At 56.8% G+C, this 17868-nt stretch carries 14 protein-coding genes and 3 tRNA genes; 12 read left to right on the plus strand and 5 right to left on the minus strand.

Annotation, left to right across the window (positions count from 1 at the left end):
* Positions 1-64: 64 nt before the first annotated feature.
* The 6 genes from alaS (at position 65) to AAGD24_RS08860 (ending at position 4901) form a co-directional block, all read left to right on the plus strand.
* Positions 65-2695, plus strand: coding sequence for an alanine--tRNA ligase (gene alaS, locus AAGD24_RS08835; RefSeq protein WP_075195260.1), 2631 nt, complete (start codon positions 65-67; stop codon positions 2693-2695).
* Between the two features lie 103 nt (positions 2696-2798).
* Complete coding sequence (locus AAGD24_RS08840) at positions 2799-4034, plus strand: aspartate kinase (RefSeq protein WP_075195259.1); 1236 nt, start codon at positions 2799-2801, stop codon at positions 4032-4034.
* Between the two features lie 184 nt (positions 4035-4218).
* Entirely contained in the window at positions 4219-4416 is a 198-nt protein-coding gene (gene csrA, locus AAGD24_RS08845) for a carbon storage regulator CsrA (RefSeq protein WP_007155535.1), read from the plus strand.
* A 149-nt stretch (positions 4417-4565) separates the two neighbouring features.
* Positions 4566-4656, plus strand: a tRNA-Ser gene (locus AAGD24_RS08850).
* A gap of 51 nt (positions 4657-4707) precedes the next feature.
* Positions 4708-4784 (plus strand) — tRNA-Arg (locus tag AAGD24_RS08855).
* Between the two features lie 40 nt (positions 4785-4824).
* Positions 4825-4901 (plus strand) — tRNA-Arg (locus AAGD24_RS08860).
* Positions 4902-4944: 43 nt separating this feature from the next.
* Here AAGD24_RS08860 and AAGD24_RS08865 read toward each other — a convergent pair.
* Entirely contained in the window at positions 4945-5481 is a 537-nt protein-coding gene (locus tag AAGD24_RS08865) for a DUF2058 domain-containing protein (protein ID WP_036206740.1), read from the minus strand.
* 115 nt (positions 5482-5596) lie between these two features.
* Between AAGD24_RS08865 and dbpA the strand changes: the two genes are divergently transcribed.
* The 4 genes from dbpA to AAGD24_RS08885 all read left to right on the plus strand — a co-directional run bounded on the left by dbpA (position 5597) and on the right by AAGD24_RS08885 (position 10626).
* The gene (dbpA, locus tag AAGD24_RS08870; RefSeq protein ID WP_379867145.1) at positions 5597-6970 is read left to right on the plus strand and encodes an ATP-dependent RNA helicase DbpA; all 1374 of its coding nucleotides are present in this window, start codon (positions 5597-5599) and stop codon (positions 6968-6970) included.
* A 223-nt stretch (positions 6971-7193) separates the two neighbouring features.
* The gene (locus AAGD24_RS08875) at positions 7194-7445 is read left to right on the plus strand and encodes an OadG family protein (RefSeq protein ID WP_036206745.1); all 252 of its coding nucleotides are present in this window, start codon (positions 7194-7196) and stop codon (positions 7443-7445) included.
* Positions 7446-7487: 42 nt separating this feature from the next.
* On the plus strand, positions 7488-9278 hold the full coding sequence (gene oadA, locus AAGD24_RS08880; protein WP_036206746.1) for a sodium-extruding oxaloacetate decarboxylase subunit alpha: 1791 nt from the start codon (positions 7488-7490) through the stop codon (positions 9276-9278).
* Positions 9279-9291: 13 nt separating this feature from the next.
* Complete coding sequence (locus tag AAGD24_RS08885) at positions 9292-10626, plus strand: sodium ion-translocating decarboxylase subunit beta (RefSeq protein ID WP_369810904.1); 1335 nt, start codon at positions 9292-9294, stop codon at positions 10624-10626.
* Between the two features lie 80 nt (positions 10627-10706).
* On the opposite strand, the gene AAGD24_RS08890 is transcribed toward AAGD24_RS08885, so the two are convergent.
* Genes AAGD24_RS08890 through imuA form a run of 3 tightly spaced genes read right to left on the minus strand, consistent with a single transcriptional unit; the run spans position 10707 to position 15942 of the window.
* Positions 10707-13826, minus strand: coding sequence for an error-prone DNA polymerase (locus AAGD24_RS08890; protein ID WP_379867148.1), 3120 nt, complete (start codon positions 13824-13826; stop codon positions 10707-10709).
* Positions 13826-15244: a Y-family DNA polymerase gene (locus AAGD24_RS08895; protein WP_379867149.1), complete on the minus strand. Its 1419-nt coding sequence runs from the start codon at positions 15242-15244 to the stop codon at positions 13826-13828. The genes AAGD24_RS08890 and AAGD24_RS08895 overlap by 1 nt, the downstream gene beginning before the upstream one ends.
* 8 nt (positions 15245-15252) lie before the next feature.
* Positions 15253-15942 (minus strand): translesion DNA synthesis-associated protein ImuA, encoded by a 690-nt coding sequence (gene imuA / locus AAGD24_RS08900; protein WP_379867151.1) that lies wholly within the window; start codon positions 15940-15942, stop codon positions 15253-15255.
* Between the two features lie 127 nt (positions 15943-16069).
* Between imuA and AAGD24_RS08905 the strand changes: the two genes are divergently transcribed.
* Positions 16070-16417 (plus strand): 4a-hydroxytetrahydrobiopterin dehydratase, encoded by a 348-nt coding sequence (locus AAGD24_RS08905; protein ID WP_040474671.1) that lies wholly within the window; start codon positions 16070-16072, stop codon positions 16415-16417.
* A gap of 31 nt (positions 16418-16448) precedes the next feature.
* On the plus strand, positions 16449-16724 hold the full coding sequence (locus tag AAGD24_RS08910; RefSeq protein WP_075196070.1) for a YrhK family protein: 276 nt from the start codon (positions 16449-16451) through the stop codon (positions 16722-16724).
* Here the strand turns inward: AAGD24_RS08910 and AAGD24_RS08915 are convergent.
* On the minus strand, positions 16721-17713 hold the full coding sequence (locus tag AAGD24_RS08915; protein ID WP_199480715.1) for an integron integrase: 993 nt from the start codon (positions 17711-17713) through the stop codon (positions 16721-16723). The genes AAGD24_RS08910 and AAGD24_RS08915 overlap by 4 nt on opposite strands.
* Positions 17714-17868 lie beyond the last annotated feature (155 nt).

A 17868-nucleotide genomic window follows, 5' to 3' on the forward strand; every position in this document is an offset into this window, starting at 1 on the left:
CGCATGTAAGTATGTGTCTTTAAACGCGGACCCGCACGGGTTTATAGAAGGGTATCAAAGGGCTATGAAAACCGCAGAGTTGCGACAGGCGTTTCTCGATTACTTCAAACAGCAGGGCCACACTATTGTGCCGAGCAGTTCACTGGTGCCGGCGGACGACCCGACCCTGTTGTTTACCAACGCGGGAATGAACCAGTTCAAAGACGTGTTCCTGGGTCGCGAAGCCCGCGATTACAGCCGGGCGACAACCACGCAGAAGTGCGTGCGTGCAGGTGGTAAACACAATGACCTTGAGAACGTAGGCTATACAGCGCGCCACCATACCTTTTTCGAAATGTTGGGTAACTTCAGCTTTGGCGACTACTTCAAGCGTGAAGCCATCAATTTTGCCTGGACCTTCCTGACTGGCGACGACTGGCTGAAGCTGCCAAAGGAAAAGCTGTGGGTCACCGTTTACGCGTCCGACGACGAAGCCTTTGATATCTGGAATCAGGAAGTTGGTGTTCCGGCAGATCGAATCGTGCGGATTGGCGACAACAAGGGTGCCCCATACGCATCTGACAACTTCTGGCAGATGGGCGATACCGGTCCCTGTGGTCCCTGTACCGAAATCTTTTACGACCACGGTCCCGATGTGGATGGTGGTCCTCCCGGTAGCCCGGAAGAAGACGGTGACCGCTACATCGAAATCTGGAACGTGGTGTTCATGCAGTACAACCGCCAGGCGGACGGTGAGATGCTGCCTCTGCCCAAGCCCTCGGTGGATACCGGTATGGGTCTGGAACGCATCACCGCGGTGCTGCAGGGCGTTCACAGCAACTACGAAATTGACCTGATGCAGGACCTGCTCAATGCAGCCTCCGACATCCTTGGCGGCGTTGAAACCACAGAAGCGTCGCTACGCGTAGTGGCGGATCACATCCGCTCCTGTGCCTTCCTGATCTCTGACGGTGTCATGCCGTCCAACGAAGGGCGTGGCTTTGTACTGCGCCGCATCATCCGCCGGGCTGCGCGCCACGGCAACAAACTGGGTGCCACACAGCCTTTCTTCCACAAGCTGACTGGCGCTTTGGTTGAGCTGATGGGCGGTGCCTTCCCGCAACTGGTCAGCAGCCGCAAGCAGATTGAAAAGGTGCTGCTGCAGGAAGAGGAACAGTTTGCCAAGACTCTGGACAAAGGCCTGCGCCTGCTTGAACAGGACATTGCGGCGCTCAAGAGTTCCGAAATTCCGGGCGAAACCATCTTTACCCTGTACGACACCTACGGTTTCCCGGTTGACCTGACCAACGACATTGCCCGTGAGCGTGGCCTGACCCTGGACTACGATGGCTACGAGAAAGCCATGGAGCGCCAGCGCGAGCGTGCCCGCGCGGCGAGCAAATTCGGCATGGATTACAATGCAGCCGGTTTGAACATTGAAGGGTCTACCGAGTTTACCGGTTACGAACATATCGACGGCCACGAAACCATTCGCACCGTGATAGTGGGTGGTGAAGAGAAAACGGCCCAAGCCGGCGATGAAGCGGTTCTGGTGCTGGAACGCACGCCGTTTTACGCGGAGTCAGGCGGTCAGGTGGGCGATACCGGCCTGCTGACCTGGAGCGGTGGCCGCTTCAAGGTGACCGACACCCAGAAAGAGGGCAGCAATCACCTGCATATCGGTACCGTGATTGAAGGCGAGTTGTTCCCGGGTCTGGAAGTGGATGCCCGCATCGACCACGCTCGTCGTGAGCGGACCAAGAAGAACCACTCCGCAACCCACCTGATGCATGCCGCGCTCCGTAATGTGCTGGGCGAGCACGTTACACAAAAAGGCTCGCTGGTAGATCCTGACAAACTGCGGTTCGACTTCTCCCACTTTGAGGCGGTAACACCGGAACAGTTGCGGGAAATCGAGCGTCAGGTTAATGAGCAAATATTGGGTAACACCCCGGTTGAGACCGAAATCACCGATATGGAACAGGCCCAGGCCAAAGGTGCCATGGCGCTGTTCGGTGAAAAGTATGGCGATACCGTCCGAGTCCTGAGCATGGGCTCTGACGCATACTCCGTGGAACTGTGCGGTGGCACCCATGTGGCGCGTACCGGCGACATCGGGCTGTTCCGTATTACATCGGAGAGCGGTATTTCATCGGGCGTTCGCCGTATCGAAGCCGTCACTGGGTTTGGCGCTCTGGAATGGGTTGAGGAGACCGAGCAAACCCTGCGGGAAGCTGCAAAGCTGGTCAAAGGTTCGCGTGAGTCCCTGGTCGAGAAAGTTCAGCAGACGCTGGATCGTAATCGACAGCTGGAGAAAGACATCAATGCTCTCCAGGCGAAGCTGGCAAGCTCTGCTGGTAGCGATCTGGCCAGTTCTGCCGTGGATGTGGCTGGCCTTAAAGTGGTGGCCTCTGAAATGGAAGGCGCGGATCGCAAAGCGCTGATGGAAACCGCCGACCAACTCAAGAACAAGCTGGGCGAGGGTGTTGTGGTGCTGGCCAGTGTTGAAGACGGCAAAGTGACACTGGTGGCCGGTGTCACCAAATCGGCGACTGGCAGGATCAAGGCCGGAGATTTGATGAAGCATCTGGCGGCTCAGGTTGACGGTAAAGGTGGCGGTCGTCCAGATATGGCCCAGGGTGGCGGAAACGACCCATCAAAACTGGCGGATGCCCTGGCAGGTGTTCCTGCCTGGGTTGAGAAAAATATTGCATAGATAACTGTATCCAAAATGGGCAGGTGTATATAATCTCGCCCATTTGGTCGTCTGAGGTGGGGCGCTGCCCCGCTGTCTGTCCACGTTTGGTATCGGGAAAGAAATGGCGCTCTTGGTTCAAAAATTCGGTGGCACTTCGGTGGGCACCACAGAACGGATTGAAGCGGTTGCAGAAAAGGTATGCCGCTTCCGCAAGGAAGGTCATGACGTGGTGGTTGTGGTATCTGCCATGAGTGGGGAAACCAACCGTCTTATTGGTCTGGCCAACGACATCATGGAAGAGCCCACGCCCCGGGAAATGGACGTGCTGGTCTCGACCGGGGAGCAGGTGACCATTGCTCTGTTGTCCATGGCGTTGCAAAAGCGCGGCTGTGATGCGCGCTCTTATACCGGTGCCCAGGTTCGAATTCTGACCGACAGCAGCCATACCAAGGCGCGCATCAAGCAGATTGACGAGCAGCGCATGCGGGAAGACCTCAACGCCGGTCGCGTGGTTGTGGTTGCCGGTTTCCAGGGCATTGACGAGAACGGCAGCATTACCACCCTTGGTCGTGGCGGGTCCGATACTACTGCTGTTGCTCTCGCTGCGGCATTGAAGGCTGACGAGTGTCAGATCTACACTGATGTAGACGGTGTCTATACCACTGACCCACGGGTAGTGGACAGCGCGCGCCGGCTGGAGCGAATTACGTTTGAAGAAATGATTGAGATGGCCAGCCTGGGCTCCAAGATTCTTCAGATTCGCTCGGTGGAATTTGCAGGCAAATACAATGTTCCTTTAAGGGTGCTCTCCAGCTTTGAGGAAGGCGAAGGTACCCTGATTACACTTGAGGATGAAAACGCCATGGAACAACCGGTTGTCTCCGGCATAGCCTTTAACCGTGATGAAGCCAAACTGACAATCGCCGGTGTGCCGGATACCCCGGGCAGCGCCCTGCGTATACTTCAGCCGATCAGCGATGCCAACATTGAAGTCGACATGATCGTACAGAACGTGGGTGCGGATAACCGCACGGATTTCACCTTCACCGTGCATCGCAACGACTTCAAGCGTGGCCAGGCCATTCTGCAGCGGGTGTCCGACGAACTGGGTGCCCGTGAAGTTAGCGGCGACAGCAAGATTGCGAAGGTCAGTATTGTGGGTGTGGGTATGCGGTCTCATGCCGGCGTTGCAACTAAAATGTTTGCAGCACTGTCTAATGAAGGAATCAATATCCTGATGATCTCCACGTCTGAGATTAAAATCTCCGTGGTGATTGACGAAAAATATCTTGAGCTGGCCGTTCGGGCACTGCATAGTGCGTTCGAACTGGACAAGCCCGGGGTAGAGGAAGCCTGAAAATACGCGAACATAAAAGCCGGTTCGCATTGGTTTTCCGAAAAAAGGGCATCATTTGCAGGCTTTTGCTTTTATAAGTACGTATAAGTGATTGTGCGGCTTTTGATTGGCAAGTGATCCCACTATAAAAGTAAGCAGTATACATTTGTCGGAACAGGTAGCTCTGGATAAGGGAGTAAAGGACATGTTGATATTGACCCGCCGTGTTGGCGAAACCCTGATGGTCGGTGATGAAATCACCGTAACCGTCCTTGGGGTGAAGGGGAACCAGGTTCGCATTGGTGTAAACGCCCCCAAAGAAGTGGCGGTTCACCGCGAAGAAATCTATCAGCGAATTCAGAGCGAGAAAGGCTCTGAAGAGCCGGAGCCCGGCAACAGCTGAGAGTGACAAAAAGCCGTTCGAGGGAAACCCGAACGGCTTTTTTGTGTCTCCCGAACGGCTTTTCTGAACCTATGGGAGCGCGGTTCGAAAAAACTCGTGTCAACCCTATGAAATCAGAAAAATTATGGTAGTATACGCCCCGTTCTCAAGGAGAGGTGGGTGAGTGGCTGAAACCAGCTCCCTGCTAAGGAGCCATACGCATTGCGCGTATCGAGGGTTCGAATCCCTCCCTCTCCGCCATTTCTTTTCGGAGAAGAAAGAGAACATTGCTGAATCTGGAAGTATGAATGCGCGGCTGTAGCTCAGCTGGATAGAGTACCTGGCTACGAACCAGGCGGTCGGAGGTTCGAATCCTCCCAGCCGCGCCACTTATACCAAGTTCGCCATTTTCAGTAGGCACTGTTTTTAGCGGCTGTAGCTCAGCTGGATAGAGTACCTGGCTACGAACCAGGCGGTCGGAGGTTCGAATCCTCCCAGCCGCGCCATATTAAACAAAAAGCCCCGCCGAGAGCGGGGCTTTTTGTTGCCTTACCACATTAGATCGTCGGGGATCTCATATCCGGCATAAGGGTCATCATCCCCCTGATCGTCACTCTTGCGGTCATGCAACACCACCACGGCACTTTCGTCCCGCTCCATGATCTTGCGGGCTACGCCCTCGGCTACCACTTCGTAGGCGTCGTTCACGAAGACAATAGCCAGCCTTCCCCGTGACAGTTGATCCACCATGGTGTCGTCCACAAAGAGCTTCTTGATTTTCTTGTCGTGGACAAACTGATAAGAGGTCTCACCTCGCGAGCGATCAAGACGATTGGTTTCCACCAGTTGCCGAATCTGGGCCTGGATGGCCTTTTTCTCAGCCTGCTTCTGGCGCTCAAGGTTTAATTGCCGATCCCGTTCTGCTTTCTCTTCCCGTGCCTGACGGGCACGAATCTCCGCTTCATTGACCTCAACCGCTCCCTTGGGCTGTTGTTTGCGTTTTTTATGTTTCTCGTTGCGAATGGCTTTGGCCTTTTTCTCGTCGGCCAGGCCGGCTTTCAACAACTGATCCTGTAGTGATGGCATGAACGGCTCCGTGAGTGTCTGCAATTTCTGGTAAACTTGGCCCCAAGTATACGCCCGCAGCGCTGCTGGTCGAACCCATCCTTTATTTATCCATTTGCCCCCGGGAATTTCTTTTATGCCGTCATTCAGTCAGTTGGGCCTTTCCGAGCCAATGCTCGCGAACCTGTCGAGGCTTGGCTTTGAAAATCCGACACCGATTCAGTCCGGCGCCTTGCCTCATGCCATGGCAGGTAAGGACTTGATCGCCATGGCGCAGACCGGAAGCGGCAAGACGGCGGCGTTTGGCATTGGCCTGGTGGAAAGGCTGAATCCGCGACGCTTTTCGGTGCAGGGGCTGGTACTTTGTCCCACACGTGAACTGGCGGACCAGGTGGCGAAGTCGCTGCGTGAGCTGGCAAGGGCCCGCGACAACGTAAAGATTCTGTCGCTGTGTGGTGGCGTGGCTATCGGCCCCCAGATTGGCTCCCTCAGCCATGGCGCTCATATTGTGGTGGGTACTCCAGGGCGTATTCAGGATCATTTGCGAAAGGGCACTCTGAAGCTGGACCAGCTCACAACCCTCATCCTGGATGAGGCGGACCGGATGCTGGATATGGGATTCCAGGATGCGGTGGAAGACATCATCAGCCAGGCGCCCGCAAAACGGCAGACCCTGATGTTCTCGGCGACGTGGCCCGAGAATATCCGCAAGTTGAGCGAGCAATATCAGCATGCGCCGGCTGACGTCCGGATTGAGAGTCAGGCTGTTGAATCCGATATTACCGAGCGATTCTACGAGATCGCACCCGGGCAGCAAGTCCAGGCCGTCGCGGCGCTATTGTCGTTACACCAACCAGCGTCCTGCATTGCCTTCTGCACCACGAAACAGCAATGTGATGATGTCGCCAATGAGCTGAACGGCCTCGGGTTTGCGGCGCTCCCGCTTCACGGTGATCTGGAGCAGAGGGATCGTGACAGTGTTCTGGTTCGTTTCGGCAACCAGAGCTGTTCCGTGCTCGTGGCGACCGATGTGGCGGCCCGCGGTCTGGATATAAAATCTTTGCCGTTAGTGGTTAATGTGGAGCCGGCCAGGGACCCGGAAGTACATACTCACCGAGTCGGTCGAACTGGCCGGGCCGGGGAGCAGGGGCTTGCGGTCACCTTCTGCACCCCGTCGCAGGCCCATAAGATTAATCGGCTGGAATCCGGGCGTAAGCAAGCCGTGACCTGGGGGGATACAGACAAGCTGCTGAAAACTGCGTTGCAGCCGCTGGAGCCGGCGATGAGAACCCTGTGTATAGCGGGTGGGCGCAAAGACAAGGTCAGGCCAGGAGATGTGCTTGGTGCGCTGACCGGTGAGGCTGGGCTGCCCGGGGCCGTTGTAGGCAAGATCGATCTATTCGATTTTCAGTGTTTTGTGGCAGTGGAGAAGGCATCAGCCGCCACGGCTCTGAAAAGGTTGGAGCAGGGGCGTATAAAGGGCCGGAAAATGCGTGTGCGGTATGCATGAATGAGAATGATTTTTGCCCACTCCAGGCCCGTCAGTACGGGCCAGAGAGCTCGGAAACCACCTATTGAAACCGCCAATTAGGTTGCTCAGTGAGTCGGAAAACGGTAAATTACGCGGGATTTTGCCCCCCGAACTGTCCGAATGGCTGGTAAAACCACGCTCCTGGCGAGGCCTGGTCAAGGGCTCGGGAAAATCAACAACTCAATACAGGTAGCTATTTGTTATGAGTGAGCTAATGTCACAAGCCATCGATCTGATGGTCGCAGGCATGGGGTTTGTCTTCGTATTCCTGATCATATTGGTGTTTGCAACCCTGCTCATGTCAAAACTGGTCCATCGGTTCGGCCCGCCTGAACCCGTTGCTCCGGCCCGTACTCCACGTGCAAGGCCTTCGGCGCCATCGTCGGTTGATCCTGACACCGCTGAAGCGATTAAAAAAGCGATTGCACAATACCGGTCACGCCACAAGAAGTGACCTGGCAGATAGATTAGAACCTTTAAACAGAAGGCTGACACGATGACTGACACAAAGAAACCGCTGGGGATTACGGACGTTATCCTGCGTGACGCCCACCAGTCCCTGCTTGCCACCCGCATGCGGCTTGACGACATGCTGCCCATTGCCGAGAAACTCGACAAGGTTGGTTTCTGGTCTTTGGAATCCTGGGGCGGAGCTACCTTCGACTCCTGCATCCGTTACCTGGGCGAAGATCCCTGGGAGCGCATCCGTGAACTGAAAAAGGCCATGCCTAACACCCAACAGCAAATGCTGCTGCGTGGCCAGAACCTGCTGGGTTACCGTCATTACGCCGATGATGTGGTCGACCGTTTCTGTGAGCGTGCCGCCGAGAACGGCGTAGACGTGTTCCGGATTTTCGACGCCATGAACGATCCGCGTAACCTGGACCGTGCCATCAAGGCCGTTCGTAAGACTGGCAAGCATGCCCAGGGCACCATCGCCTACACCACCAGCCCCGTGCACACCATCGAAATGTGGGTTGAAATGGCGAAAGAAGTGGCGGACATGGGCGCGGACTCCATCGCCATCAAGGACATGGCCGGTATCCTTAAGCCTTACGTAGCTTTTGATCTGGTCAGCCGTCTGAAGAAAGAGCTGGATATTCCCATCCATATGCAGTGCCACGCCACCACCGGCATGTCTACCGCCACCGCCATCAAGGCCGCGGAAGCCGGTATCGATAACGTGGACACCGCCATTTCCTCCATGAGCATGACCTACGGCCACTCGCCCACCGAGGCGGTTGTTGCCATCCTGGAAGGCACAGATCGTGACACCGGCCTGGACTTGACCCTGCTTGAGGAAATCGCCAGCTATTTCCGCCAGGTGCGTAAGAAGTACGCGAAATTTGAAGGCAGCCTGCGTGGCACCGATTCCCGCATCCTGATTGCTCAGGTACCGGGCGGCATGCTGACCAACATGGAAAACCAGCTGCGAGAGCAGAACGCGAGCGACAAGTTCGACGAAGTTCTGGATGAAATCCCCAAGGTTCGCGAAGACCTGGGCTTCATTCCGCTGGTCACTCCGACTTCCCAGATCGTGGGTACCCAGGCGGTACTGAACGTTCTGACCGGTGAGCGTTACAAGTCCATCTCCAAGGAAACCTCCGCCATCCTCAAGGGCGAGTACGGCGCTGCGCCGGCGGCCATGAATAAGGAGCTGCAGGAGCGCGTTCTGGATGGCAAGGAAGTGATGACCTGTCGTCCGGCCGATGTGCTTGAGCCGGAAATGGACAAGCTGACTGACGAGCTGAAGAAGCTGGCGGAAGAGAAGGGCATCAAGCTGGCCGACAATGTTGAGGACGACGTGCTGACCTACGCACTGTTCCCGCAGATCGGCCTGAAGTTCCTGGAAAACCGTAACAACCCGGATGCCTTTGAGCCGGTTCCGACCGCTGAAGACGCAGCACCTGGCAAGAAAGCTGAAGGCCCGGAAACCTACACTGTCGATGTTAATGGCAAGAAGTATGTTGTTGCGGTGTCCGAAGGCGGTGAAATCAGCCAGATTCAGGGTGAAGGCGGTGCTGCATCCGCACCTGCTGCTTCCTCTTCCGCGCCTGCACCGGCTGCGGGTGAAGGCGAGCCTCTGGTCGCGCCTCTGGGCGGCAATATCTTCAAGGTTCTGGTATCTCCCGGCGACGCCGTGGAAGAGGGCGATGTGCTGATCATTCTCGAAGCCATGAAAATGGAAACCGAGGTTCGGGCACCGAAAGCCGGTACCATCGGCGAAGTCTTCATCAAGGTCGGTGATGCCGTCTCCCCTGATGATGAAATGCTGACAATCGCATAAGGGCCAGCATTCCATGGATAAATTAATGACACTCTGGACAGGTAGTGGCCTGTTCAATATGGAACTTGGCCAGGTGATCATGATCGCCATCGGCCTTCTTCTTCTGTTCCTTGCGATTCGCAAGGGGTTCGAGCCGCTGCTGCTGGTACCCATCGGGTTCGGCGGTATTCTGGCGAATATTCCGGAGGCGGGGCTTGCCCTGACTGCGGCGGAGAACGCGATTCATTTCGCCCTGAAGAGCGACACTACGCAGGTGCTGGCCGCACTGGCTGCGCCGCTGGATGTTGCTTATCAGGCCGGCCAGGCTATTACCCCTGAGCTGAAAGAAGCCTTCAAGGTGGCGGTCAAAGAGGCCAGCTACTCCGACATGGCGATGGCAAATGCCATTGCCCAGGACTTCGGCTATGGCAATGGCATGCTGTATAACTTCTATTCTGTGGTTATCGGTAGCACCATTGGTCCGCTGGTGATTTTCATGGGTGTCGGCGCAATGACGGACTTTGGCCCGCTATTGGCGAACCCCAAGACAATGCTGCTTGGCGCTGCAGCCCAGTTCGGTATCTTCGGAACCGTTTTGGGTGCTGCATTGCTCGATTGGCTGGGTATCCTGGACTTTACCATCCTTGAAGCCGCCGCAGTCGGTATTATCGGTGGTGCGGACGGTCCTACCTCCATTTATGTGTCCAGTGTTCTGGCGCCGCACCTGCTCGGGGCGATTGCAGTTTCGGCTTACGCTTATATGGCGATGGTGCCGATGATTCAGCCGCCGATCATGAAGGCGCTGACCAGCCAGAAAGAGCGGGCCATCAAGATGTCCCAGCTCCGCCCGGTGAGCAAAAAAGAGAAAATCGTGTTCCCGCTGGTGGTACTGATTGCGGTGGTTCTGTTCCTGCCGGACGCTGCGCCGCTTCTGGGTATGTTCTGCTTTGGTAACCTGATGCGCGAGTGTGGCGTGGTCGAGCGCCTGAGCGATACTGCCCAGAACGCACTGATCAATATCACAACGATTTTCCTGGGCCTGTCGGTTGGCTCCAAGCTGATGGCTGACAAGTTCCTGGATGCGCAGACGCTGGGTATCCTGGGCCTGGGTATTGTGGCCTTTGCTGTGGGTACTGCGTGTGGTGTTCTGATGGCGAAGCTGATGAACCGCTTCACCAAGGAAGCTATCAACCCGCTGATTGGTTCCGCTGGTGTGTCTGCGGTGCCGATGGCTGCAAGGGTATCCAACAAGGTCGGCCTTGAGGCCAACCCGCAGAACTTCCTGCTGATGCACGCTATGGGGCCAAACGTGGCCGGTGTTATCGGCTCTGCGGTGGCTGCAGGTGTGATGATCAAGCTGCTTAGCTGATTGTTTCACTTCAGCGCCTGAGAGAAGGCCCCGCTTTTGCGGGGCTTTCTTGTTTTAGTCGCCTCCGCAATGGTGCTTCATCAATGAAAATCCCGGGAATTAACCGGTAACGTCTGAATCAGATGGCTCAAATCCGACAGCCTTCCTGCCATCACGTGAACAATATCGCCTTCTCTTTCCAGAATCCCTTTCACATGTAACAACCGGGCCGTTATCAACGGCTTGCGCTGCCGCCGTGCGGTTTCCAGCCAGACCACCACGTTTACATTTCCGGTTTCGTCTTCCAGGGTAACGAAGGTGACGCCGGAGGCGGAGCCGGGGCGTTGGCGGCCTGTGACAAGGCCAGCAACCTGAACCGGTCGGCCAGGCTGGATATTCTTGAGTTGTTCAGCGCTGAGACAGAACTTCAGGTGCCCCTGTTCCCGGAGCAGGGCCAGGGGATGGCGTTGCAAGGTCAGGCCCTGGCTGGCGTAGTCGGCCAGTACATTCTGGCCTTCCGTGGGTTCGGGCAACTGGTAACAGTGTTCTGGCTGGTAATGAGCCGCTGTCTCTTTGGCAAAGAGCTCCGCGGGCTGTTCGTGCTCAAGCAGTTGCCAGTAAGCCTGATGGCGATTAGTGGTAAACGTTGGCATGGCGTTAGCGCCTGCGAGCAGTTCCATGTCGCGTTGGTTCAGGCCGGCCAGGTGACGTAGTTCGGCGGTGGACCGGTAACCTTCAGCCGGGCGATTGTTGTAAAGGCGCTCGGCGCCGCTGGCAGAGAGGCCCTGTATGAGCCTGAGCCCCAGACGTAAATGACGATTGGGCGGCTCCAGGGTGTGATTCCATTGGCTGTGATTTACATCCGGGGGTAGCACGGTGACGTCATGACGACGGGCGTCCTGGACCAGTTGGGACGGTGAGTAGAATCCCATGGGTTGGCTGTTGAGCAGGGCGCAGTAGAAAGCGGCTGGGTAGTGGCGTTTAATCCAGGAGGACACATACACCAGCAGCGCAAAACTGGCGGCATGGGATTCGGGAAAACCGTAACCACCGAACCCGCAGATTTGCAGGTATAACCGTTCGGCGAAATCGGCATCGTGGCCGCGTTCCAGCATGCCGTTGATCAACTTGTCCCGAAATGGCGTCAGGTCGCCGTGGGACTTCCAGGCAGCCATCGCACGCCGGAGCTGGTCGGCTTCACCGGCAGAGAAGCCAGCGGCCACCATGGCCAGCTTGATCACCTGCTCCTGGAAGATAGGCACACCTAGGGTGCGCTCCAGAACGTTCCGTACAGCGTCGTTGGGATAGTCCACCGGCTCCAGGCCATGCTTGCGACGCAGATAGGGGTGAACCATGTCACCCTGGATAGGGCCGGGGCGGACGATGGCCACCTCGATCACCAGATCGTAGTACTTTTCCGGTTTCAGACGCGGCAACATGTTGATCTGGGCACGGGATTCCACCTGGAAAACACCGATGCTGTCGCCTTTTTGCAACATGGCATAGGTGGCGGGATCTTCCAGGGGAATATCCTGCATGGAAAAAGGAGCACCCTTTTCCTCACTGATCAGCTCCAGGGCCTTGCGGATGGCCGTGAGCATGCCCAGGGCAAGCACGTCCACTTTCATCAGGCCCAGGCTTTCCAGATCGTCCTTGTCCCACTGTATGACGGTACGGTCCGCCATGGCCGCGTTCTCCACTGGTACCAATTCGGCCAATGGTCCGGCACTGATGACAAAACCACCGACATGCTGGGACAGGTGGCGAGGGAAGCCCAACAGGGTATTCACCAGAGTAAAGAACTGGTCGGCCACTTTCGGGTTGCGGGTGAGGTGTTTGTCGAGAATCTGCTGGCGCCAGTTGCTGGCCTTGTCCCGCCAATCGATGCCTTCCAAAAGCTGTTCCACCATGGCGGGATCAAAACCCAGGGCTTTGCCCACATCCCGGATGGCGCTGCGCGGCCGGTAGCGGATCACCGTGGCGGCCAGGGCTGCGCGTTCCCGGCTGTAACGCCGGTAGATGTACTGGATAACCTCTTCCCGCCGTTCATGCTCGAAATCCACATCAATATCGGGTGGCTCTCCACGATCCTTGGAGATGAAGCGCTCGAACAGCAACTCCACGCGAGCCGGGTTGACCTCGGTGATGCCAAGGCAGTAGCACACGGCAGAGTTGGCAGCCGACCCGCGGCCCTGGCACAGGATGCCTTTGCTGCGTGCGAAGGCGACAATATCCTGGATAGTGAGGAAGTAGTGCTCGTACTTCATCTCTGATATCAGGCTTAGTTCCTTGCGTATCAGCCTCTGAACGCTCTGTGGCGTGCCGTTTGGGTATCGCCGGCGTTCACCGTCTTGGGTCAGTTGTTTCAGGTAGGCCGCTGGCGATGTTCCGGCCGGCACCAGATCCGGTGGGTATTCGTACCGCAAGCTACCCGGTTCGAAAGTACATTGCTCAGCAATTACCAGGGTTTCCCTGAGCCAGGCTTCCGGAAACAGGCGATCAAGAACCGGTAATGGTCGAAGGTAGCGCTCCCCGTTCTGGAACAGGCAATGGCCGGCGTTCTCCAGGTTGGTGTGGTTGCGCAGGGCGGTGAGCACATCCTGCAACGGTTGCCGCTCGCGGCTGTGCATGTGCACCTCTCCGGTGGCGGCTATCGGACAACGCAGGTGGTCTGCCAGCCAGCGTGCCCGGGCCAGTTGCTGCTCCTCTCCGGATTCAAGAGTGCGGGCTGCGGCTATCCAGAGATTCGGCTCAAACAGGCGCTGAAGCCACTCACCACAGGCCAGGGCCTGGTCTGCATCTGCAACAGTGGGTGAGGGTGGCAGCCACAGGCACACACAATCGTCCAGGGAATGGGTCTCGATATCCCGGAAGAATAACCGGTACTGGCCTTTCTCCGCTTGCCGTCGGCCAGTGGTGATCAACTGGCAAAGCTGACCATAACCCTTACGGGTGCGGGCTAGCAGGATGAAGCGGGGAGTAACCGCTCCGGGTGGGGCATCCTCAAGTTCAAACCAGCTGCCGGTGATCAGCTTTACCGCGCTGTCTTTCAGTGCGGCCCAGGCCCGAGGAATGCCAGCCACTGAGCAGGCATCTGTGATGGCTAGTGCAGAGTAGCCCAGCTCCAGTGCTTGCTCGGCCAGTTCATGGGGATGTGAGGCCCCGGTCAGGAAGGTGAAATTGCTGAAGCAGAAGAGTTCGGCATAGCTGAAGTTGTCCATCAGCCAAACCAGCCATGCACAAACCAGCCATCCCGCACATCCCGGAACACCCAGGCAAGCTGGCCGGTGGACAGCTCGGCAATGTAATAATCCCGGTGAACCCGCTGGCCATCCCACCAACCTCCACTGATCCGTTCCGGGCCCGAAAACCACATGGTCGGAGCTTCGGCCAGCGGTTGTGGCCCTTTGAGTAACCATAAAGGACGACGGGGTAACTGGTCGGGAAAAGGGAGGCGGGTATGATTTTTCCGCTGCACTTCGGAGGCCGACCAGGCCCGTTCGGGCCGGTGATCCGCCTGCGGGGATAACTGCCGTAATGAATGTCCGCCAAGCCGTGCCTGCAGACGGCTGATCAGGGTGTGCCAGGCTTCGTTCAGATCCTGCGTTTCACCCAAGAGATCCTGGCCAGGGGCCACTTCCCGCCCCAGGAAGCGTTTAACGGACAGCACTAATGAGATCACCGGAGCCCTTAACGGGTGCTGCTCAAACCGTAGGCGGATAAGATTCAGAAATGCTTCGGCCCGATGCTCGGGGCCGGAGGTGCGAACCCGAATGCGGGTAGGCTCCTCATGCCGGTGCTGCAGGACCAGCAGCAGGCTGTCGGTATCCTGCTGTCGCCAGCACAGGTCTTCCTCGAGTTCTGACAGAATGCGCTGCAGGGGGAACAGCAGGCCCTGGGACTGCTCAATCTCCTGCACAAAATCCGCCTGCTGGCGAAAGGTGTGGGGCGGTTGCCAGGGTGTTTGTGGGTCCGCGCGGTTACCCTGGATCTTCTGCACATACGCGAGGGTTTCCGGCGACAGACGGCGGGCCAGTTCACTGGCAGGCAGTGCGAAGACCTCATCCAGGGTGTTCAGGCCGAGCCGTTGCAGACGGGTACAGGTTTTGTCATCGAACTCTGCCGTCAGCAGGGGCATCTGCCCCAGTGTACGCAGGATATGGCCTTTGTCCGCCGTGCACTCGCCCTTGCCGGCCCGGGCAATCAGCCGGGCGGCCATTGGGGTATGGCCGATGGCGATCCAGGCGTTAAGCTGGCGTTCCTCCAGCCCCTGTTCCACCGTTTGCCAGACGGCTGCCAGCCCACCGTAAAGCCGCTGCAGGCTGCCCACTTCCGCCAACAGGCCATTCGGGGGTACCAATACGATATGAGCCGCGTACCGGTATAGCCAGCGCGCCTGGTCTTCCAGTATCCGGGCTTCCTGTTGGTGGTCCGCCCTGAGCATACGCAGCTCCGGAACCAGGCTGATAGCGGTTTTCAGGCGCATGCCAGCGCGTACTCCCTGGGCATAAGCTTCCGGGCAGGCCTGGATAATCTTCTGGCCGGAGCCTTCCACAACAGCCAGCGCCCCCTGGTTTTCGCGGGAGCGGCGAATATGATCCAGCAACAGGTGAGGAAAATGCAGGTACAGCCAGAGCATGATACGCCTTACCCGGTCTTGCCGGCCCAGGGGCCCTGGACCACCCGGGGGGCTTCCCGGAAGGCCAGATCCGCCCGGTGGGACATGGCTACGGAGCAACATTGGCCGGGCCAGCTGCCGCGACGTTTCAGAACATTGACCTTGAGCGCCTGTTGACTTCCTGCCGTCAGATCCAGGCGTAGCGCCGCCGGGGAGTTTTGTTCGGCATGGCGCCGTTCGCGGAACAGCACGCACACATTGCTACCGGCCTCCGCGGCCAGTTGCAAGCGCCGTATGTCACGGGCGGCCAGTTTTCCGGGCCAGGCCATCACCAGGCCGGTGACCGGTGAACGCAGGCAGTTTTCCAGTGTCCACAGGAAGTCGCCATCGTCTTCGGTGTTGATCAGTATGACCTGATCCAGATTGACCCCTTCGCGGGCCAGGGCAGGGGCGTAGGGTGTATGGGGAGGGTTCAGCCAGAAGACGGTCTTACCTGCCTGAGAAAGCCGTTGCATCAGGGGTAGCAGCAGGTGCAGCTCACCAATGCCGGGCTCATCCAGCAGGCACTCACTCAACGCCCCACGGGGCCAGCCAACACCGCCGAGCTGGTTGTCCAGCACCTGGTAACCGGTTGGCTCCGTTGGCCGGCTGGTACGGATATGCTGCTGACCCTGCCATACACGGGCGTCTTGCATCAGCGTGTTCAGAATCTCGCTCATGGAAAGTTCTCTATATACTGTTTAAATATACAGTATTCTGAAAAAGACAGGATTTCAAGCAGTGGGTTGATAATGTGGCGGAACGAACCCACGCTTAGTAGTACAGCCATCAACCATGGAGGTTGAAATGAGTGAACTGACGAAACAAAGCTGTGAAGCCTGCAGCGCAGATGCTCCCACAGTCACTGCCGATCAGAAGCAAGCCCTGGGTAAAGATGTACCCGACTGGCAGGAGATTGAGCTGGACGGGGAGGAACAGTTACAGCGAGTGTTCAAGCTCAAGAATTTCGCCCAGGCCCAGGCATTTACCAACAAGGTGGGTGACCTGGCCGAAGAGGAAGGGCACCACCCCGCCATCCTTCTGGAATATGGCAAGGTCACCGTACGCTGGTGGACCCACAAGATAGGCGGCCTGCACAAAAACGATTACATCATGGCGGCGCGCACCGACGCAGCCTACAAAGACATGCAATAATTCACCAAACCCACCGGAAACAGGATGTGTAATGGCTGAAGACCGTACAGATAACCCACTAACCTTTCGGTTAGGCCATGAAGAGCTGGTTATACGGCGCCGTTACGAAGTGCTCAGCATCATCAATGATTTCCTGATCGCCATCTGGTTTCTGGTGGGCAGCATCCTGTTTCTGTTTCCCGAACACGAGAAGGCGGCCATCTGGCTGTTCATTATTGGCAGTTTCCAATTCCTGATTCGCCCCACCATTCGCCTGATCGGGCATATCCACGTACAGCGCATTCCGGAAAGCCGCTGGGAAAGTTAGAAGGTGTCGTCTATCGGGCTGCGTACTCCAAAGCCTCCTTTACGAACCACATGTGTGTAGATTTCAGTGGTGCGCACGTCGGCGTGGCCCAGCAGCTTCTGAATAGTGCGAATATCGTATCCGTTTTCCAGTAGGCGAGTGGCAAAGCTATGGCGAAACGCGTGGCTGTTTGCCTGCTTGTATACTCCCGCCTCACGAATAGCTAAACCGATGGCCCGTTGAACACCGCGATCCAGAAGATGGTGCCGGCGTAAGACGCCGCTACGCGGATCCATGGATAACTTGGCGGCTGGAAACAGATATTGCCAGGCAGGTTCTTTGCCTCCGCTGGGGTATTTTTGATTCAGAGAAAAGGGCATATAGACTTCGCCATGACCGCCGGCCAGGTCTTTCTTGTGCTGAACCAAGCAAGCGTCAATTTGCAGGGTTAATGGCTCTGCCAATGAGTCCGGGAGCAAGGTTGTTCTGTCCTTATTGCCTTTTCCACTGCGCACGATGATTTGCTGCATCCCGAAATCCACATCTTTCACTCTAAGTCTCAAGGCTTCGTTGATTCGCAGGCCGGAGCCATACATCAGGCGCGCAACCAACTGAGGAGCGCCTTCCAGGCCGTTGATAACGGCTTTGGCTTCATCATGGGTAAAAACGGTGGGTAAGCGTCTGGGTTTTCGTGCCATTTCAAACGATAGTTCATCCAGGGGCTGCTCCAGAAACTCGCGGAACAGAAACACGAGGGCATTCAGCGCAGTCCGCTGGGTACTGACACTGTTGTTACGCTGCACCGCAAGGTGCGATAGAAATTGTTCCACCTCTTTTGCCGAACACGCAGAAGGATGCTGCATACCATGAAAACGGATGAAGCGCTTGATCCAGTGGCAGTACGTCTGTTCAGTCTTGTAGGCCATATTTCGGCTACGAATCAGTGTGCGCAGCTGATCCATAAAGCGGGTAGGGTTGTCTGGCAACTTTGGTGGGACATCCAAAATCATCGGCTCAGCCTCCATGCTGTTTATTTATACAGTATTTTAGGCCTGCTTTTGGGTTATTTCACGGTGAAAAACGGAGATATACGACAATTGTCGCAAAACTTCGTAAATTTGTGCCAATGAGCTGACAACTCTATGAAAGATATGGAATAGTCGTT

This window comes from Marinobacter sp. M5B (assembly GCF_042604615.1).
Lineage (GTDB): Bacteria > Pseudomonadota > Gammaproteobacteria > Pseudomonadales > Oleiphilaceae > Marinobacter > Marinobacter salarius.